At 65.5% G+C, this 19,871-nt stretch carries 19 protein-coding genes; all 19 read left to right on the forward strand.

All coding sequences use genetic code 11. The features are described 5' to 3' along the window. Positions 1-5: 5 nt before the first annotated feature. Entirely contained in the window at positions 6-728 is a 723-nt protein-coding gene (gene pyrH / locus GNX71_RS14895) for a UMP kinase (RefSeq protein WP_206179018.1), read from the forward strand. A gap of 11 nt (positions 729-739) precedes the next feature. Continuing rightward, the gene (gene frr / locus GNX71_RS14900; protein WP_206179019.1) at positions 740-1,300 is read left to right on the forward strand and encodes a ribosome recycling factor; all 561 of its coding nucleotides are present in this window, start codon (positions 740-742) and stop codon (positions 1,298-1,300) included. Between the two features lie 8 nt (positions 1,301-1,308). Next, a complete protein-coding gene (gene uppS, locus GNX71_RS14905) occupies positions 1,309-2,028 on the forward strand; it encodes a polyprenyl diphosphate synthase (protein ID WP_206179020.1) in 720 nt (239 codons plus the stop codon). A gap of 19 nt (positions 2,029-2,047) precedes the next feature. Beyond that, on the forward strand, positions 2,048-2,893 hold the full coding sequence (locus GNX71_RS14910) for a phosphatidate cytidylyltransferase (RefSeq protein WP_206179021.1): 846 nt from the start codon (positions 2,048-2,050) through the stop codon (positions 2,891-2,893). Further along, on the forward strand, positions 2,890-4,077 hold the full coding sequence (ispC, locus tag GNX71_RS14915) for a 1-deoxy-D-xylulose-5-phosphate reductoisomerase (protein WP_206179022.1): 1,188 nt from the start codon (positions 2,890-2,892) through the stop codon (positions 4,075-4,077). The genes GNX71_RS14910 and ispC overlap by 4 nt, the downstream gene beginning before the upstream one ends. Before the next feature lie 24 nt (positions 4,078-4,101). Beyond that, entirely contained in the window at positions 4,102-5,472 is a 1,371-nt protein-coding gene (gene rseP / locus GNX71_RS14920; RefSeq protein ID WP_206179023.1) for an RIP metalloprotease RseP, read from the forward strand. A gap of 38 nt (positions 5,473-5,510) precedes the next feature. Next, a complete protein-coding gene (gene bamA / locus GNX71_RS14925) occupies positions 5,511-7,961 on the forward strand; it encodes an outer membrane protein assembly factor BamA (RefSeq protein WP_206179024.1) in 2,451 nt (816 codons plus the stop codon). Continuing rightward, positions 7,962-8,507, forward strand: a complete 546-nt coding sequence (locus GNX71_RS14930; protein ID WP_198788445.1) for an OmpH family outer membrane protein — start codon at positions 7,962-7,964, stop codon at positions 8,505-8,507. It abuts the gene before it with no gap. Between the two features lie 14 nt (positions 8,508-8,521). After that, positions 8,522-9,499: a UDP-3-O-(3-hydroxymyristoyl)glucosamine N-acyltransferase gene (gene lpxD, locus GNX71_RS14935; protein ID WP_206179025.1), complete on the forward strand. Its 978-nt coding sequence runs from the start codon at positions 8,522-8,524 to the stop codon at positions 9,497-9,499. Then, the gene (fabZ, locus tag GNX71_RS14940; RefSeq protein WP_176657740.1) at positions 9,496-9,972 is read left to right on the forward strand and encodes a 3-hydroxyacyl-ACP dehydratase FabZ; all 477 of its coding nucleotides are present in this window, start codon (positions 9,496-9,498) and stop codon (positions 9,970-9,972) included. Before lpxD ends, fabZ begins: the two co-directional genes overlap by 4 nt. A gap of 23 nt (positions 9,973-9,995) precedes the next feature. After that, positions 9,996-10,784: an acyl-ACP--UDP-N-acetylglucosamine O-acyltransferase gene (gene lpxA, locus GNX71_RS14945; protein WP_206179026.1), complete on the forward strand. Its 789-nt coding sequence runs from the start codon at positions 9,996-9,998 to the stop codon at positions 10,782-10,784. A 10-nt stretch (positions 10,785-10,794) separates the two neighbouring features. Continuing rightward, positions 10,795-11,943, forward strand: coding sequence for a lipid-A-disaccharide synthase (gene lpxB / locus GNX71_RS14950; protein WP_206179027.1), 1,149 nt, complete (start codon positions 10,795-10,797; stop codon positions 11,941-11,943). Beyond that, entirely contained in the window at positions 11,915-12,634 is a 720-nt protein-coding gene (gene rnhB, locus GNX71_RS14955; protein WP_206179028.1) for a ribonuclease HII, read from the forward strand. Before lpxB ends, rnhB begins: the two co-directional genes overlap by 29 nt. 7 nt (positions 12,635-12,641) lie before the next feature. Continuing rightward, positions 12,642-13,427 (forward strand): RNA methyltransferase, encoded by a 786-nt coding sequence (locus tag GNX71_RS14960; protein WP_206179029.1) that lies wholly within the window; start codon positions 12,642-12,644, stop codon positions 13,425-13,427. 138 nt (positions 13,428-13,565) lie between these two features. Then, entirely contained in the window at positions 13,566-14,759 is a 1,194-nt protein-coding gene (gene carA, locus GNX71_RS14965; RefSeq protein ID WP_206179030.1) for a glutamine-hydrolyzing carbamoyl-phosphate synthase small subunit, read from the forward strand. After that, a complete protein-coding gene (carB, locus tag GNX71_RS14970) occupies positions 14,752-18,000 on the forward strand; it encodes a carbamoyl-phosphate synthase large subunit (protein WP_206179031.1) in 3,249 nt (1,082 codons plus the stop codon). Before carA ends, carB begins: the two co-directional genes overlap by 8 nt. 7 nt (positions 18,001-18,007) lie before the next feature. Next, entirely contained in the window at positions 18,008-18,877 is an 870-nt protein-coding gene (locus GNX71_RS14975) for a Kdo hydroxylase family protein (RefSeq protein WP_206179032.1), read from the forward strand. A 64-nt stretch (positions 18,878-18,941) separates the two neighbouring features. Next, complete coding sequence (gene greA, locus GNX71_RS14980) at positions 18,942-19,418, forward strand: transcription elongation factor GreA (protein WP_042578201.1); 477 nt, start codon at positions 18,942-18,944, stop codon at positions 19,416-19,418. 11 nt (positions 19,419-19,429) lie between these two features. After that, positions 19,430-19,846, forward strand: a complete 417-nt coding sequence (locus tag GNX71_RS14985) for a DUF4149 domain-containing protein (RefSeq protein ID WP_206179033.1) — start codon at positions 19,430-19,432, stop codon at positions 19,844-19,846. Positions 19,847-19,871: the final 25 nt, after the last annotated feature.

Raw genomic sequence — 19,871 nt, forward strand, 5'->3', positions numbered from 1 at the left:
TGCCCATGTCTGATGCCCGCCCAGCCCACAAGCGAATCTTGTTGAAGCTGTCGGGAGAGGCACTGATGGGCGATGACGCCTTCGGCATCAACCGCGCGACCATCGTGCGCATGGTGCAGGACGTGGCCGAGGTCGTGAACATGGGCGTCCAGGTGGCGGTCGTGATCGGCGGCGGCAACATCTTCCGCGGCGTTGCGGGCGGCTCGGTCGGCATGGACCGCGCCACGGCCGACTACATGGGCATGCTGGCCACGGTGATGAACTCGCTGGCGCTTGCCGACGCGATGGACAAGCAGGGCCTCGTGGCCCGCGTGATGTCCGCCATCGCGATCGAGCAGGTGGTCGAGCCCTATGTGCGTCCCAAGGCCCTGCAGTACCTCGAAGAGGGCAAGGTCGTGGTGTTCGCTGCCGGTACCGGCAACCCGTTCTTCACCACCGACACGGCGGCTGCGCTGCGCGGTGCGGAGATCGGCGCCGAGCTGGTGCTCAAGGCCACCAAGGTGGACGGCGTCTATTCCGCCGACCCCAAGATCGACCCCCATGCAACGCGCTACGTCTCGCTCAGTTTCGACGAGGCGATCGCAAAGAATCTCGGCATCATGGACGCCACGGCCTTCGCGCTGTGCCGCGACCAGAAGTTGCCGATCAAGGTGTTCTCGATTCTCAAGAGCGGCGCGCTCAAGCGCGTCGTGATGGGCGAGGACGAAGGCACGCTGGTGCATGCCTAGGAGTATTTGAGATGACCATTGCAGACATCCGCAGTGCGACCGACGCGAAGATGAATCAGTCGCTCGCCGCATTCCAGAACAACCTTACCAAGATCCGCACGGGTCGCGCCAATTCGGCGCTGCTCGACTCGATCCATGTCGAGTACTACGGCTCGCAGGTGCCGCTGAGCCAGGTGGCCAACGTGTCGGTGCTCGATTCGCGCACCATCAGCGTCCAGCCCTGGGAAAAAGGCATGGGCGCCAAGATCGAGAAGGCCATCCGCGAAAGCGACTTGGGCCTGAACCCCGCGTCGATGGGCGACCTGATCCGCGTGCCGCTGCCCGCCATGAGCGAAGAGCGCCGCAAGGAAATGACCAAGCTGGTCCGCAACGAAGGCGAAACCGCCAAGGTCGCCACGCGCAACCTGCGTCGCGATGCGAACGAGTCGGTCAAGAAGCTCGTGAAGGACAAGCTGGCGTCCGAGGACGACCAGAAGCGCGCCGAAGCCGATATCCAGAAGGTCACCGACCGCCATATCGCCGAAATCGACCGCCTGGTCGCGGCGAAAGAAGCGGAGATCATGGCCGTTTGAGGCCCGTCATGGCCTCTTCGCCGCCGAGCATTCCCCACCACGTTGCCATCGTCATGGACGGCAACGGCCGTTGGGCGACGAAGCGGTTCCTGCCTCGCGTGGCGGGGCACAAGCAGGGCGTCGAATCGCTGCGGCGCTGCGTCAAGGCCTGCGCCGACCGCGGCGTGGGTGTTCTCACCGTGTTTGCGTTCTCTTCGGAGAACTGGAATCGCCCGCCCGAAGAAGTCTCCGGCTTGATGTCGCTCATGGTGGGCGCGCTGGCGCGCGAGGTGCCGCGCCTGAGCCGCGATGGCGTTCGGCTGCATTTCGTCGGCGAACGCGGCGGCCTGTCCGCCAAGCTGGTGGCCGGGTTGGTCAGTGCCGAAGAGGCGACCGCGCCCAACACGCGGCTCGTGCTCAACATCTGCTTCAACTACGGCGGGCGCTGGGACATCGCCCAGGCCGCGGCCAAGCTCGCCGAGCAGGGCCTGCCAATGACCGAGATGAACATGGACCGCGCGATGGCGCTGGCCCATGTGCCCGACCCCGACCTGTTCATCCGCACCGGCGGCGAGCAACGGTTGTCGAATTTCCTGCTCTGGCAAAGTGCCTATGCCGAGCTCTTCTTCAGCGACAAGCTGTGGCCCGAATTCGACGAGGCTGCGCTGGACGAGGCCATCGCCGCGTTCCAGAGCCGCGAGCGCCGCTTCGGCCAAACCTCGGCACAGGTCTCGACGGCCACGGCCTGAAGACCTCACAACCTCCCGCATGCTCAAACAACGCATCCTCACGGCGATCGTGCTGCTCGCGATCCTGCTGCCAGCGCTGTTCTACCGAAACTACATTCCATTCGCCTGCGTGATGCTCGTGCTGATCGGCGCGGCCGCATGGGAGTGGGGGCGCCTGAATGGCTACGGGCAGGGCATGTCGCTGTTTCTCGGTGCCGAGATGGTCGTGCTCTGCGGGCTTTCGTGGTGGCTGGGCCTGCTGGAGCAACCCCTGATCCTGATGTGGACCCTGGCCAGCGCGGCCTGGGTGCTGGGTGGTGCGGCGCTGTTGCGCGTGGCGGTGCCGGGCTGGCCCCGCATTCCGCGCGGTCTGCGCCTGGTCGGCGGCTTGCTGGCGCTGTGGGTCGCGTGGCTCGCCGCGGTGCAGGCGCGCATGGTCGGCATCAACTTCCTGTTGTCGATCCTGGTACTGGTCTGGGTGGCCGACGTGTTCGCCTATTTCGCGGGTCGCGCCTTCGGGCTGAAGTTCACCCGCGGCAAGCTGGCGCCGGCGATCAGCCCGGGCAAGAGCTGGGAGGGCGTGTGGGGCGGAATGATCGGCGTCATCGTGCTGGCCTTCGCCTGGGTCTACGCCGACAAGGCGCTCGGCGCGACGGTGCCCAGCCTCTACACCCGCCTGAACGAACGCGGCTGGTGGCTGCTCCTGATCGGCGCGGTGTTCCTCGCCGCGATGAGCGTCGTGGGCGACCTGGTCGAATCGCTGATCAAGCGCAGCGCCGGTGCCAAGGACAGCAGCCGCCTGCTCCCCGGCCACGGCGGCGTGCTCGACCGCGTGGATGCCCTCTTGCCGGCACTTCCCATTGCCATGATGCTGGCTTTCCTGTGAACACTCCCAAACAACGCGTCACGGTGCTCGGTTCGACCGGGTCGGTCGGCGTGAGCACGCTCGACGTCATTGCGCGGCACCCCGATCGCTTCGAGGTCTTTGCGCTCTCCGCTGCCACCAAGGTGGATGAGATGCTGGCGCAATGCGCGCAGTTCTCGCCCCGGTTCGCAGTCATGGCGAGCGCGCCGCATGCGGCATTGCTGGCCGAAAAGCTCAAGCAGAACGGTCTGGGCACCGTGGTGCTGACGGGCGAGGATGCTATTGAAAAGATAGCTTCGCACGAAGAAGTCGATGCCGTCATGGCGGCCATCGTCGGTGCTGCCGGGCTCGGCCCATGCCTTGCTGCCGCACGTGCCGGCAAGCGCCTGCTGCTGGCCAACAAGGAAGCCCTGGTGGTTGGCGGCGAGCTGTTCATGCAGACGGTGCGAGAGGGCGGCGCCACGCTGCTGCCGATCGACAGCGAGCATTCGGCCATCTTCCAGTCGCTGCCCGAAGACCCGGCCACCTGGGCACGGCGCATCGACAAGATCATCCTGACCGCCTCGGGCGGCCCGTTCCTCACCCGGGCGCCTGGTTCGCTGGGCGCGGTGACGCCTGAGCAGGCCTGCGCCCATCCGAACTGGGTCATGGGCCGCAAGATCTCGGTCGATTCGGCCACGATGATGAACAAGGCGCTCGAAGTGATCGAGGCACGCCACCTGTTCGGCGTCTCGCCCGAGCAGATCGAAGTCGTCATCCATCCGCAGAGCGTGGTGCACTCGATGGTGCAGTTCACCGACGCCTCTGTCATCGCCCAGCTCGGCACGCCCGACATGCGGGTGCCGATCGCGGTCGGCCTGGCCTGGCCCGAGCGCATCGAGAGCGGAGCGGCACGGCTCGATTTCCGCCAGATGGCGTCGCTGACCTTCGATGCGCCCGACGCGGCGCTCTTCCCGGGCCTGGGTCTTGCGTGGCACGCATTGCGCGCCGCACCGGGCACGACGGCGGTGCTCAACGCGGCCAACGAGGTCGCCGTCGAGGCCTTTCTGGACCGGCGCCTGCGTTTCGACCGCATTCATGCGGTCAACATGGAAACTTTGGAGGCGGTCGCTCCCTCCAAGCCGGCATCGCTGGCCGACCTGCTGGCGCTCGATGCCAGCGCTCGTGCGGCGGCCAATGCCGCTGCGCTGCGCTTCGCAGCCTGACTTCCCCCATTCGTCGAGGATCCGATGCTCACTGTCATAGCCTTCGTGGTTGCACTCGGTGTCCTGATTGCGGTGCATGAATACGGTCACTACCGCGTGGCCGTCGCCTGCGGCGTCAAGGTGGAGCGCTTCTCGATCGGATTCGGCAAGGCGCTGTTCCGCTGGCAGCCCAAGCGCCAGCATCCGGGGCAGCAGACCGAATTCGTCATCGCTGCCTTCCCGCTGGGCGGCTACGTCAAGATGCTCGACGAGCGCGAGGGGCCGGTGGCTCCCGAAGAGCGGCACCGGGCCTTCAACACCCAGCCCCTGAGGTCGCGCGCGGCCATTGTTGCGGCCGGGCCTATCGCCAATCTGTTGCTGGCGATCGTGCTTTACACGGCCGTCAACTGGATCGGCGTGGAAGAGCCGATTGCGAAGTTGGCGCGGCCGGTGGCGGCTTCGCTGGCCGAAGCTGCGGGCCTGCGCGGCGGTGAGCACATCACGCGCGCCGGCTTCGACGGCGATCTGACACCGGTCCAGTCCTTCGAGGATCTGCGCTGGCGCATGACGCAGGGCGCACTCAACGCCCGGGACCTGACGCTCGAAGTGGCCGGCGAAGACGGCAAGCCGGCGCGCCAGCTGGTGCTGCCGCTGAGCCGGATGGAGGCCAAGGACGCCGATCCGCAGATGTTCCGCAAGATCGGCGTGCTCGCGCCCCTGACCCGTCCCGAAATCGGCGAAGTCATGGCCGGCGGCGCCGGCGAGCAGTCGGGGCTGCGCAAGGGCGATCTGGTGCGCGCCATCGGCGAGACGGCCATCTACGATGGACAGCAGCTGCGCGAGGTGATCCGCGCTTCGGTCGACGGCGACCAGCCGCGCACCCAGGCCTGGGAGATTCAACGCGGCGGCCAGTCGCTCACGCTCGAGGTGAAGCCCGAGGTGCGCGAGGAGGGCGCCGCCAAGGTCGGCCGGATCGGCGCGTACGTTGGTGCACCCCCGGACATGGTGACGGTGCGCCAGGGGCCGGTCGATGGCGTCTGGCGCGGTGTGGTGCGCACATGGGAGATGTCCGCGCTGACCGTGCGCATGATGGTCAAGATGGTGACCGGACAGGCGTCGCTGAAGAACCTGAGCGGTCCGCTGACCATTGCCGACTATGCGGGCAAGTCCGCGAGCCTCGGCCTGACCCAGTACCTGATCTTCCTGGCGGTCATCAGCGTGAGCCTGGGCGTGCTCAATCTCATGCCGCTCCCGGTCCTCGATGGAGGACACCTGATGTATTATCTTTGGGAGGGCCTGACCGGCAAAAGCGTCTCTGACGCCTGGATGGAACGGCTTCAGCGCGGCGGTGTCGCCTTGCTGCTGGTCATGATGTCGGTCGCACTCTTCAACGACGTCACGCGGCTCTTTGGTTAACTTTCTGCCGGCCCTTTCCGTGCCGGCTCAATTCACAGATGAACAAAAACTCCAATCGCTTTCGCCTGCGTAGCGTTGTCGCGGTGGTTGCCAGTGCACTCGCAGCCACGGCAGCCTGGGCCGTCGAGCCTTTCACGGTGCGCGACATCCGCGTCGAAGGCCTGCAACGCGTCGAGGCCGGCACGATCTTCGCGTCATTGCCGGTGCGCGTGGGCGATACTTACAGTGACGAACGCGGCTCGGCCGCCATTCGCGCGCTGTTCGACCTGGGGTTGTTCAAGGACGTGCGCATCGACGTCAACGGCAATGTGCTGGTGGTGATCGTCGAGGAGCGCCCCACCATCGCCGACGTCGATTTCGTCGGTACCAAGGAATTCGACAAGGCGGCACTGCAGAAGGCCCTGCGCGAAATCGGCCTGACCGACGGCCGCCCGTACGACAAGGCGCTGGCTGATCGCGCCGAGCAGGAGCTCAAGCGCCAGTACGTGAGCCGCAGCCTCTACAACGCGCAGGTCGTGACCACCGTCACGCCCATCGAGCGCAACCGCGTCAACCTGACGTTCACCGTCACCGAAGGCGATTCCGCACGCATCCGCGAAGTCCACATCGTCGGCAGCAAGGCCTTCAGCGAATCGACGCTGCTGAGCCTGTTCGACCAGGACAGCGGCGGCTTCATGAGCTGGTACACCAAGTCCAACCAGTACTCGCGCGCCAAGCTCAACGCCGACCTCGAAACGCTGCGCTCGTACTACATCACGCGCGGCTACCTCGAATTCCGTATCGATTCGACCCAGGTCGCCATCTCGCCCGACCGCAAGGACCTGACGGTCACGGTCAACATCACCGAAGGCGAGAAGTTCGTGGTGGCTGGCGTCAAGCTCAACGGCAACTACCTGGGCCGCGACGACGAGTTCAAGTCGCTGATCACCATCAAGCCCGGCGAGGCCTACAACGGCGAACTGGTCACGGAAACCACCAAGGCCTTCAGCGACTACTTCGGCACCTTCGGCTATGCCTTCGCCAAGGTGCAGGCCGTTCCCGACATCGACCGTGTCAACAACCGCGTCACGCTCACGCTGCAGGCTGAGCCTTCGCGCCGCGTGTACGTGCGCCGTGTGTCCGTCGGCGGTAACAACAAGACCCGCGACGAAGTGATTCGCCGCGAGTTCCGGCAGTACGAAGCCTCCTGGTACGACGGCGACAAGATCAAGGTTTCGCGCGATCGCGTGGACCGCCTGGGTTTCTTCACCGAAGTGAACGTCGAGACCCAGGAAGTGCCCGGTTCGCCCGATCAGGTGGACCTGACCGTCAACGTGGCCGAAAAGCCCACCGGCAGCCTGCAGCTCGGCGCCGGCTATTCGAGCGCCGAGAAGGTCGCGCTGACCTTTGGTATTTCGCAGGAAAACGTGTTCGGCTCCGGCAATTTCCTGGGCGTGCAGGTCAACACCAGCAAGTACAACCGCACGATCTCGTTGACCACCACCGACCCGTATTTCACGAAAGACGGCATCTCGCGCACGGTCAGCGTCTATCACACGACGACGCGTCCGTACTCGTCGACCACCGACGGTGACTACAAGCTGGTCAACCAAGGGGCGTCCATCCGTTTCGGCGTGCCGTTCAGCGAGCTCGACACCGTGTTCTTCGGCATCGGGCTCGAACGGTATGCGTTCGATCCGAACTCGTCCACGTCGCTCTCGGGCCTCTATACGCCCAAGTCCTATCTGCGATATTTCCAGTGCAATACGAATACCGAAGGGCCGTGGCCGCCGGGCTTCATCGTGACTGGATGCGATCAGAAGAGCGTCTGGGGCGTGCCGCTCACCGTCGGTTGGGGCCGCGACAGCCGAGACAGCGCGCTGGTTCCGACCACCGGGGTCATGCAGCGTGCCAATGTCGAGCTTGGCGTAGGCGGCGACATGCAATACATCAAGACGAACTACCAATACCAGCAGTTCTTCGCGATCAACAAGCAATACACCTTCGCCATCAACGGCGATGTGGGCTACGCGAAGGCCCTGGGCAGCAAGGTCTACCCGATCTTCAAGAACTTCTATGCGGGTGGCTTGGGCTCGGTCCGCGGTTTTGAACAGAATTCGCTCGGCCCGCGCGATGTGCCACTGATCGGCCAGACCGATGGCGCTCCACTGGGCGGCACCAAGAAGGCGGTCTTCAACGCTGAGCTCAGCACGCCGTTCCCGGGAGCGGGCAATGACCGAACCCTGCGTCTGTATGGCTTCTTCGACGTGGGCAATGTGTTCGGGTCGCGCGCCCCAGGTCTGACCGACGAGCAGTACAAAGCGCAGAAAAAGCTGCGCGCCTCGGTCGGTCTCGGCATCAGCTGGATCTCGCCGCTGGGCCCCCTGCGCCTTGCATACGCTTTCCCCGTCAAGTCCCAAAAGGAAGTGCTCGATCCGACCACAGGCTTCGTCGTGATCCCGAAGGATAGAATTCAGCGCTTGCAATTCCAGATCGGAACGTCTTTCTAAATGAAGCATTTGATTCGCGCCGCTGCTGGTGCGTTGTTGATTCCCGCTTTCGCGATCGTCGCTGCGCCTGCGCAGGCGCAGGAAACCTTTCGCATCGGATTCGTCAATCCGGACCGGGTGCTGCGTGAAGCGCAGCCGGCCAAGGCAGCCCAGGCGAAGCTCGAAGCCGAATTCCTCAAGCGGGAGAAGGACCTGACGGCGCAAGGCGACGCATTGAAGACTGCCTCGGAGCGATTCGAGCGCGAAGCGCCGACCATCTCCGAGAGTCAGCGGGCGACGCGCCAGAAAGCGCTGATCGACCAGGACCGCGAGTTCCAGCGCCGTCGCCGCGAATTCCAGGAAGACCTGAATGCGCGCAAGAACGAAGAACTCCAGCAGGTCTACGAGCGCGCCAACCGCGTCGTGAAGCAGGTCGCCGAGGCGGAAAAGTACGACGCCATCCTGCAGGAAGCGATCTACATCAATCCGAAGCACGACATCACCGACAAGGTGATCAAGGCGCTCAACGCGTCCGTCGGCTCCACAGCGCCCGCGGCCGGCAAGTAACGCCGCGAACCGGCGTGTCGCTGCAGCTCGGAGCCATTGTTGACGCCCTCGGGGGCGAGCTTCATGGAGATGCCACGCTGTCCATCGAGCGGCTCTCGCCGCTCCAGAATGCACAGCCCGATGCGCTCAGTTTCCTGAGCCATCCCAAATACCAGCAGGAACTGGCGGCGTCGAAGGCCGCATGCGTGATCGTGTCGCCTGCCATGCAGGAGGCGGCTGCCGCGCGCGGGGCGTTCATCGTCACGCCCGATCCCTACCTCTACTTTGCGCGCCTGACACAGCTCTGGAAGTCGCACCATGCGCGTCCGGAGGCCGATCTCATCCACCCGTCCGCCGTGATCCATCCGGAAGCCCACGTCGACGCCACGGCGCGCGTCGGCGCGCTCTGCGTGGTGGAGCGGGGTGCGCGCGTCGGCGCGGACACGGTACTGAAGTCGCGCGTGACGGTCAGCGAAGACTGCACGATCGGCGATCGCTGCCTGCTGCACCCGGGCGTGGTAATCGGCGCCGACGGCTTCGGCCTCGCGCTGCACCAGGGCGCCTGGGTCAAGATCGAACAACTGGGTGCAGTGCGCATCGGCAACGACGTGGAGATCGGCGCCAACACCTGCATCGACCGCGGTGCCCTCGACGACACGGTCATCGAGGACGGCGTGAAGCTCGACAACCTGATCCAGATCGGCCACAACGTGCGCGTCGGCAAGAACACCGCCATGGCGGGCTGCGTCGGCGTGGCCGGCAGCGCGACCATCGGCGCCAACTGCACCTTCGGCGGCGGTGCCATCGTGCTGGGTCATCTGACGGTGGCCGACGGCGTGCATGTGTCCGCCGCGACCGTGGTGACGCGCTCCATTCACAAGGCCGGCCAGTACACCGGCATGTTTCCCATCGATGACAATGCGAGCTGGGAAAAAAATGCGGCAACGCTCAAGCAGTTGCACAGCCTGCGCGAACGACTGAAGGCGCTGGAGAAAGCCCTCCCGAAAAAATGACGACGATGCAGGAACAGAAAATCATGACGACGACGCTCGATATCCATCAAATCCTCAAGCTGCTTCCCCACCGCTACCCGTTCCTGCTGGTGGACCGCGTGCTGGACATGGAAAAGGGCAAGCGCATCACGGCGCTCAAGAATGTGACGATGAACGAGCCGTTCTTCAACGGCCACTTCCCGCATCGTCCGGTGATGCCGGGCGTGCTGATGCTCGAAGCCATGGCGCAGGCCGCGGCCCTGCTGTCATTCCATTCGCTGGACATCGTGCCGGACGACAACACCGTCTACTACTTTGCCGCCATCGACGGCGCGCGTTTCAAGCGTCCCGTGGAGCCCGGCGACCAGCTCACGCTCGAAGTCGAGATCGAACGCATGAAGGCCGGCATTTCCAAGTTCAAGGGCCGCGCGCTGGTGGGCAGCGAACTGGCCTGCGAAGCCACGCTGATGTGCGCCATGCGCCAGATCAGCTGACCCGGCCTTTGCCACAACAAGGCATGACCCAGGTTCATCCGACAGCGCTCGTCGATCCCCAGGCACAACTCGACGCCTCGGTTTCGGTCGGGCCCTATACCGTCATCGGCCCGCACGTGCGTGTCGGGGCGGGCACGACCATCGGCGCGCATTGCGTGATCGAAGGGCGCACCACCATCGGGCGCGACAACAGGATCTTCCAGTTCTCCTCGCTCGGCGCGATCCCGCAGGACAAGAAGTACGCAGGCGAGCCGACCGAACTCGTCATTGGCGACCGCAACGTCATTCGCGAGTTCTGCACCTTCAACCTCGGCGTGCCGGGGGCAGGGGGAGTGACGCGCGTGGGCAGCGACAACTGGATCATGGCGTACACGCACATCGCGCACGACTGCCATGTCGACAACCACACCACGTTGTCCAACAACACGACGCTGGCGGGCCATGTGCACCTGGCGGACTGGGTCACGATCGGCGGGCTCACCGGCATTCACCAGTTCGTCTCGATCGGCGCGCATGCCATGGTCGGCTTCGCGAGCGCGATCACGCAGGACGTGCCCCCGTTCATGTTGGTTGACGGCAATCCGCTGGCGGTTCGCGGCTTCAATGTCGTGGGCCTGCGCCGGCGCGATTTCTCGGCAGAGCGGCTGGCGGCGGTCAAGCAGATGCACAAGCTGCTGTATCGCCAGGGCAAGACGCTCGAAGAAGCACGCGCGGCCATTTCCGCGTTGACTGCCGAGATGCCCGAGGCGGCAGGTGATGTCGCCTTGATGGAATCCTTCCTCGCCAACTCCACGCGCGGCATCGCGCGTTGACGTGACGGCGATGCAGACGGACGAACAGCGACGCTTCGCGCTGGTCGCGGGCGAAGCCTCCGGCGACCTGCTCGCGGGCTTGCTGCTCGACGGCCTCCAGGCGCGTTGGCCCAACCTCCAGACCGCCGGCATCGGCGGCCCTCGCATGCTCGCGCACGGCTTCCAAAGCTGGTGGCCGCAGGAAAAGCTCGCGGTGCGCGGCTACATCGAGGTGCTGCGGCACTACGCCGAAATCGCCGGCATCCGCCGCCAGCTGAAGGCCCGCCTGTTGCTGGAGCGGCCCGAGCTGTTCATCGGCGTCGATGCGCCCGACTTCAACCTCGATCTCGAAGCCGGGCTGCGCAGCCAGGGCATCAAGACCGTGCATTTCATCTGTCCGTCGATCTGGGCCTGGCGCCCCAAGCGCATCGAGAAGGTCAGGGCTGCGGCGGACCATGTGCTGTGCATCTTCCCGTTCGAGCCCGAGTTGCTCGAAAAGCAGGGCGTTGCCGCGAGCTATGTGGGTCACCCGATCGCCAACGTGATCCCGATGACGCCCGACCGCGCCGCTGCCCGCGCCGCCATTGGCTTGGCGCCCGATGCGCAAGTCGTCGCCTTGCTGCCGGGCAGCCGCCGCTCCGAGATCCGCTACCTGGCCGACCGTTTCTTCGCCGCCGCTGCGCTGATGCAGAAGGCGCGGCCCGAACTCCAGTTTGTCGCGCCTATCATCCCGAGCCTGCGCGCCGAGGTCGAGGCCTTGCTCCAGGCCAGCGGCATGGCGGGGCGGGTGAAGCTGCTCGATGGCCAGTCGCACGCCGCGCTCGCCGCCTGCGACGTCACGCTGATTGCCAGCGGCACCGCCACGCTCGAGGCGGCGCTCTTCAAGCGGCCGATGGTCATCGCTTACAACATGAACGGGCTCTCGTGGCGCCTCATGCAGAAGAAGCAGTTGCAGCCCTGGGTCGGATTGCCCAACATCCTGTGCCGCGAGTTCGTGGTGCCCGAGTTGCTGCAGGAGGCCGCAACGCCCAAGGCGCTGGCCCAGGCCACGCTGGCCTGGCTCGACGCACCCGAAAAGACACAGGCCCTGCAACAAAGATTTTCCGAGCTGCACGTGCAATTGCAGCGCGATACGCCGACACTTTGCGCCGATGCGATCCAGAAAGTTCTTGAAGGCTGAGCAGGCCCGCCTGGTGTGGGACGCGCCGGGGCTGCTTGCGGGCGTCGACGAGGCCGGCCGCGGCCCGCTGGCGGGCCCCGTGGTGGCAGCGGCGGTGATCCTCGATGACACGCGGCCGATTCGTGGCCTCGCCGACTCCAAGACCCTCACCGCCCTGCAGCGCGAACGCCTGCACGACCAGATCCTGGCCAAGGCCCTGTGCTGCTCCATCGCCCAGGCCAGCGTCGAGGAAATCGACACCCACAACATCCTGCAGGCCACGATGCTCGCGATGCGCCGCGCGGTCGAGGGCCTGCGGCTGAAGCCCGCCAAGGTGCTGGTCGACGGCAACCGGCTGCCGACGCTGGACGTGCTGGCCGAAGCCGTGGTCAAGGGCGATGCGCTGGTCAAGGCAATTTCGGCTGCGTCGATCCTGGCCAAGGTTCATCGCGACCGGCTGTGCGAGCAGCTGCATACCGAATTCCCGCACTACGGCTTTGCCGGCCACAAGGGCTACGGCACGCCGGAGCACCTCGAGGCGCTGCAGCGGCACGGCGCCTGCGTCCACCATCGCAGGTCGTTCAGTCCGGTTGCTGCCGCGCTGGCGCGAACGGCTGCGGGCGCCACGCTGGTCGTCGAGACCGTGTCGGTCATGCCCGCGATGCTCGCGACGGTCGAGACCGTTCACCTCGACCTGCGCGCTGCGCCCTGATTCGCCGATGACCACCGACGCCGGCGCGAGCCACATCAGCTCGCGCGACAACCCGCTGCTCAAGGACCTGCGCAAGCTCGCGCAGGACCCGGGCGCCTACCGCAAGTTGGGACGTATCTGGCTCGAAGGCGACCACCTGTGCCGTGCGGCGCTGGCGCGCGGCGTCAAGCCGGCGATCGCGGTGTTTTCGGAGTCTTTCTGGCCGACTGCCCCAGCCGAATGGGGCGCGAGTGCTATCAAAACTGTAGTCGTCGCCGACGATCTGCTGCGCGACGTCAGCGGGCTGGAGTCGCCGGCGCCCATGGGCTTCGTGCTCGATCTCCCGGTGCGACCGGAGCTGATCCCCGATGCCCCGAGCGTGGTGCTCGACCGCCTGCAGGACGCCGGCAATGCCGGCTCCATCCTGCGCAGCGCAGCGGCTTTCGGCTTCACCCAGGTGATCGCGCTCAAGGGTACGGCGGCGCTCTGGGCGCCTAAGGTGCTGCGTGCCGGCATGGGTGCCCATTTCGGCCTACGGCTGATCGAAGGCGTCGAAGCCGATGCGCTCGATGCGTTGAAGATCCCGCTGGTCGCGACCAGTTCGCACCACGGCGAATGGCTTCATAACGCCCGTTTGCCGCACCCGTGCGCCTGGTTGATGGGTCACGAGGGGCAGGGCGTTTCCCCCGCGCTGGAAGCCCGGGCGACCCATCACATCCGCATTGCCCAGCCCGGCGGTGAGGAATCGCTCAACGTGGCCGCCGCCGCCGCGATCTGCCTGCATGCGAGCGGAGCGGCCCTGCAGGCCGGATAGAGCTTCAGTCCGGGCTACAATCGGGGGCTTACTCGCAATAGCGTCGCCCGGCCGCCTTTAACGCCAAAATCCCCTTGAAGCAAGTCCGCAGGCAACGCGCCTGGGGCTCCGGGCGACCGTAACCATTCGGAGAACCCAGTGCTTTTGTCTCTCAAGGGAAATTTCCCGCCCGCCATCCTGGCGCTCGCAGACGGCACGGTCTTTCAAGGCAATTCGATCGGAGCCGCCGGCTCCACGACCGGTGAAGTGGTGTTCAACACCGCCATGACCGGTTACCAGGAAATCCTCACCGACCCGAGCTACTGCCAGCAGATCGTCACCTTGACGTATCCGCACATCGGCAACTACGGTGTCAACGGGGAGGACATCGAAGCCGACAAGATCCATGCCGCGGGCCTGATCATCAAGGACCTGCCTCTCGTTGCCTCCAACTTCCGCCAGACCGCCACGCTGAGCGAATACCTCGTGGCCGGCAAGACGGTGGCCATCGCGAACATCGACACCCGCAAGCTCACGCGCCACCTGCGCACCCATGGCGCGCAGAACGGCTGCATCCTGGGCCTGGCCGAAGGCGAGGCTGTGACACAAGCCCTGATCGACAAGGCCATCGCCGCCGCCAAGGCCGCCCCGAGCATGGCCGGCCTGGACCTCGCCAAGGTGGTGTCGGTCACCCAGACCTACGAATGGACCGAGACCGAGTGGAAGCTGGGCGCGGGCTACGGCGTGCAGATCACGCCGAAATTCCACGTCGTCGCCTTCGATTACGGCGTGAAGAAGAACATCCTGCGCATGATCGCCCAGCGCGGCGCGCGCATCACGGTGGTGCCGGCCCAGACGCCCGCGGCCGACGTGCTCAAGCTCAAGCCCGACGGCATCTTCCTGGCCAATGGCCCCGGCGACCCGGAGCCCTGCGACTACGCCATCAGCGCCGTCAAGGAACTGATCGAGACCGGCATTCCCACGTTCGGCATCTGCCTCGGCCACCAGATCATGGCGCTCGCCTCGGGCGCCAAGACCTTCAAGATGAAGTTCGGCCACCACGGCGCGAACCATCCGGTGAAGGACCTGGACAACGGCCGCGTGAGCATCACCAGCCAGAACCACGGCTTCGCGGTCGACGAGAAGTCGCTGCCGGCCAACCTGCGCCCTACCCACATCAGCCTGTTCGACAACACGCTGCAGGGGCTGGCCCGCACCGACAAGCCCGCGTTCTGCTTCCAGGGCCACCCGGAAGCCTCGCCGGGCCCGCACGACATCGGCTATCTGTTCGATCGCTTCACGGCACTCATGGAAAAGAACAAGACGGAAAAGACGGAGAAAGAGAATGCCTAAGCGCACAGACCTCAAATCGATCCTCATCATCGGCGCCGGCCCGATCATCATCGGCCAGGCCTGCGAGTTCGACTACTCCGGCGTGCAGGCCTGCAAGGCGCTGCGCGAAGAGGGCTACAAGGTCATCCTGATCAACAGCAACCCCGCAACGATCATGACCGACCCGGCCACGGCCGACGTCACCTACATCGAGCCCATCACCTGGCAGACGGTTGAAAAAATCATCGCCAAGGAACGCCCCGACGCGATCCTGCCGACCATGGGCGGCCAGACCGCGCTGAACTGCGCGCTGGACCTCTGGCGCAACGGCGTGCTCGACAAGTACACGGGCGCCTCCACCAACAAGCCGGTCGAGCTCATCGGCGCCACGCCCGAAGCCATCGACAAGGCCGAAGACCGCCTGAAGTTCAAGGACGCGATGACCAAGATCGGTCTCGGTTCGGCGCGCTCGGGCATCGCCCACTCGATGGACGAGGCCTGGGCCGTGCAGAAGTCGGTCGGCTTCCCCACCGTGATCCGCCCCAGCTTCACGCTGGGCGGCACCGGCGGCGGCATCGCCTACAACCCGGAAGAGTTCGAGACCATCTGCAAGCGCGGCATCGAAGCCTCGCCCACCAACGAGCTGCTGATCGAAGAGTCGCTGCTCGGCTGGAAAGAGTACGAGATGGAAGTCGTGCGCGACAAGGCCGACAACTGCATCATCGTCTGCTCGATCGAAAACCTCGACCCGATGGGCGTGCACACCGGCGACTCGATCACCGTGGCCCCCGCGCAGACGCTCTCCGACAAGGAATACCAGATCCTGCGCAACGCCTCGCTGGCCGTGCTACGCGAGATTGGCGTCGATACGGGCGGCTCGAACGTGCAGTTCTCCATCAACCCGAAGGACGGCCGCATGGTCGTCATCGAGATGAACCCGCGCGTGTCGCGTTCCTCGGCGTTGGCTTCCAAGGCCACGGGCTTTCCGATCGCCAAGGTCGCTGCCAAGCTGGCCGTGGGCTACACGCTCGACGAGCTGCGCAACGAAATCACTGGCGGCGCCACGCCTGCGTCGTTCGAGCCGTCGATTGACTACGTGGTGACCAAGATCCCGCGTTTCGCATTCGAGAAATTCCCGCAGGCCGACTCGCGCCTGACGACGCAGATGAAGTCGGTGGGCGAGGTGATGGCCATGGGCCGCACCTTCCAGGAATCGTTCCAGAAGGCCCTGCGCGGCCTCGAAGTGGGCGTCGATGGCCTCAACGAGAAGACGCAGGACCGCGAAGTGCTCGAAAAGGAACTGGGTGAGCCCGGCCCCGAGCGCATCTGGTACGTGGGCGATGCCTTCGCCATGGGCCTGAGCGTGGACGAAGTGTTCGCGTTGACCAAGATCGACCCGTGGTTCCTGGTGCAGATCGAGGAGATCGTGAAGATCGAGCTCGAGTTGGAAACCAAGTCGCTCGACGACATCGACAAGGACACGCTGCTCGCGCTCAAGAAGAAGGGCTTCTCCGACCGCCGTCTCGCCAAGCAGCTCAAGACCACCGACACGGCCATCCGCGAGAAGCGCCGCGCCCTGGGCGTGCGCCCGGTCTACAAGCGCGTCGACACCTGCGCTGCGGAGTTCGCGACCAACACGGCCTACATGTACTCGACCTACGAAGACGAGTGCGAAGCCGATCCGACCGACAAGAAGAAGATCATGGTGCTCGGCGGCGGTCCCAACCGCATCGGCCAGGGCATCGAGTTCGACTACTGCTGCGTGCACGCCGCTCTCGCGATGCGCGAGGACGGCTACGAGACCATCATGGTCAACTGCAACCCCGAGACCGTGTCGACCGACTACGACACGTCCGACCGCCTGTATTTCGAGCCGCTGACGCTCGAAGACGTGCTCGAGATCGTCGACAAGGAAAAGCCGCTCGGCGTGATCGTGCAGTACGGCGGCCAGACGCCGCTGAAGCTCGCGCTCGATCTCGAAGCCAACGGCGTGCCGATCATCGGCACCTCGCCCGACATGATCGACGCGGCCGAAGACCGTGAGCGCTTCCAGAAGCTGCTGCACGAGCTGGGCCTGCGCCAGCCGCCGAACGCCACCGCGCGCACCGAACCCGAAGCGCTCGAGAAGGCCGCCGCCCTCGGCTACCCGCTGGTGGTGCGCCCGAGCTACGTGCTCGGCGGCCGTGCGATGGAAATCGTGCATGAACAGCGCGACCTCGAGCGCTACATGCGCGAGGCTGTGAAGGTCAGCAACGACTCGCCGGTGCTGCTCGATCGCTTCCTGAACGACGCCGTCGAGTGCGACGTCGACTGCATTCGCGACGGCGAAGGCGCCACGCTGATCGGCGGCGTGATGGAACACATCGAACAGGCCGGCGTGCACTCGGGCGACTCCGCCTGCTCGCTGCCGCCCTACAGCCTGAGCGCCGACACCATCGCCGAACTCAAGCGCCAGAGCGCCGCCATGGCGGCTGCCCTGAACGTGGTGGGCCTGATGAACGTGCAGTTCGCGATCCAGCAGAAGGACGGCAAGGACGTCATCTACGTGCTCGAAGTGAACCCCCGCGCGTCGCGCACGGTGCCTTACGTGAGCAAGGCCACCGGTATCCAGCTCGCCAAGGTGGCGGCACGCTGCATGGCCGGCCAGTCGCTCGCGTCGCAGGGCGTGACCAAGGAAGTGACGCCGCCGTACTTCAGCGTGAAGGAAGCCGTGTTCCCGTTCGTCAAGTTCCCGGGCGTGGACACCATCCTCGGCCCCGAGATGAAGTCGACCGGCGAAGTGATGGGCGTGGGCAAGACCTTCGGCGAGGCCTTCGTGAAGTCGCAACTGGGTGCCGGCACGCACCTGCCGAAGTCGGGCAAGGTCTTCATCTCGGTGAAGAACAACGACAAGGCGCGTGCCGTGGAAGTGGCGCGCGGCCTGGCCAAGCTGGGCTTCGAGCTGATCGCCACCAAGGGCACGGCCGCCGCCATCGCCGCCGCGGGCATCGAATGCGCGACGGTGAACAAGGTGACCGAAGGCCGCCCGCACATCGTGGACATGATCAAGAACAACGAGATTGCCTTGGTCATCAACACGGTGGAAGAGCGCCGCAATGCGATCACCGATTCGCGTCAGATCCGCACCTCGGCGCTGCTCGCCCGCGTGACCACCTTCACCACGATCTTCGGCGCCGAAGCCGCGGTCGAGGGCATGGGCTTCATGGACGAGCTGGGCGTGATCTCGGTGCAGGAGATGCACGCGCAACTGGCAGCCGCCTGAGCGCCTCATGGAAACGCAGCTCGTCGAACTAGACCTTAGCGACTGGAACGCGGCCACGCCCAACGAGGCGTGGATCGCGGAGCTGGAAGCGGGCAAGGTGCTGTACTTTCCGCGCCTGGGCTTCGAGCTGCTGCCCGAAGAGCGCAGCCTGCTGACACCCAGCCTGCTGTCGCCCGACGTGCGCAACATCAGCCTCGACGCCCACGGCAAGCTCAAGGGCGCCGTCGGTGACGAGGCGGTGCAACGCACGGCAGCGGCGATGGTGGGGCGGTTTCGCGCGCAGGCGCAGCAGCTGATCCACGGCCTGCTGCCGCACTACACGCCGGCCTTGCGGCTGGCGCCCACGAGCTACCGGCCGGCGCAGGTCGAGACGCGCGTGCAGTCGTGGCGTGCGGATGACCGCCGGCTGCACGTCGACGCGTTTCCTTCGCGTCCCAACTACGGCGAGCGCATCCTGCGCGTGTTCACCAACGTGAACCCCGAAGGCGCGCCGCGCGTCTGGCGCGTGGGCGAGCCTTTCGAAGACATTGCCAAGCGCTTCTTGCCGCGCGCCAAGCCCTACGTGCGCTGGCAGGCCAGGCTGCTGCAGGCGCTGCATGTGACCAAGTCGTTCCGCAGCGAGTACGACCACCTGATGCTGCAATTGCACGACGGCATGAAGTCGGACATGGCGTACCAGGAAACCTCGCCGCAGGAGAAGGCCGAGTTCCCGCCGGGCTCGGTGTGGGTGTGTTTTTCCGACCAGACTTCGCACGCCGTGATGGCGGGCCAGTACATGCTCGAACAGACCCTTCATCTGGCCGCTTCGAAGCAATACAATCCTGACTCGAGCCCGCTCGCCATCCTGAGCCGGCTGACCGGACGCAATCTCGTCTGATCTGTCCCCCCAATCGACCGCCGAACGGCATCGTTCGGCGGTTTCGCTTTATGGAGAACCAAACATGGCCACCATTCCAATCACCAAGCGCGGTGCCGAAAAGCTGCGCGCCGAGCTGCACCAGCTCAAGACCGTGGACCGCCCCTGGGTCATCAACGCGATTTCCGAAGCCCGCGCGCAGGGCGACCTGAGCGAGAACGCCGAGTACGAGGTCGCCAAGGACCGCCAGGGCTTCATCGAAGGCCGCATCCAGGAAGTCGAGGGCAAGCTCTCGGCCGCGCAGATCATCGATCCGACCGAGCTCGACGCCGGTGGCAAGGTGGTGTTCGGCTCGACAGTGGAACTCGAGGAAGAAGAGTCGGGCGAAGCCGTCAAGTACCAGATCGTGGGCGAGGACGAAGCCGACCTGAAGCTGGGCCTCATCAACATCTCCAGCCCGATCGCGCGCGCGCTGATCGGCAAGGAAGAGGGCGACACCGCCGAAGTGCAGGCCCCGGGTGGCCTCAAGCGCTACGAGATCGTGGCCGTTCGCTACCTCTGAACCATTCTTCGATGAAAGACCGCCTGGCTCTGCTGCTCGCTGCCTTCTGGTGGGGCAGCCTCACGACGATCGGCTTCCTGGTGGTGCCGATGCTGTTCGCCAAGCTCGGCAATCCGGCTGTCGCAGGCAATTTCGCGGGCCAGCTGTTCGAGGCGCAGAGCTGGGTCGCCATCGGCTGCGGCCTCATCCTCTTGATTCATTTCCGGAGCAAGGCCGATGAGCGCATGGACGCGGCCACGATGACGTCCATTGGCATCGTCCTCGGCGCCCTGTTGCTGGCGCTGCTACAGCAGTACGCCGTGGCACCGCGCATCCTGGCGCGGGACAACCTCAAGCTGTGGCACGCCGTCGGCGGCGGCATGTATGTCGTCCAATGGGCGTGCACCTTGGTGCTGCTCTGGCGCATGGGCGCGCGGCCCGGTCGCTGACAAAGCGGCGATGGCGGCTTTCGCC

The organism is Variovorax sp. RKNM96 (genome assembly GCF_017161115.1).
Classification (GTDB): Bacteria; Pseudomonadota; Gammaproteobacteria; order Burkholderiales; family Burkholderiaceae_C; genus Variovorax.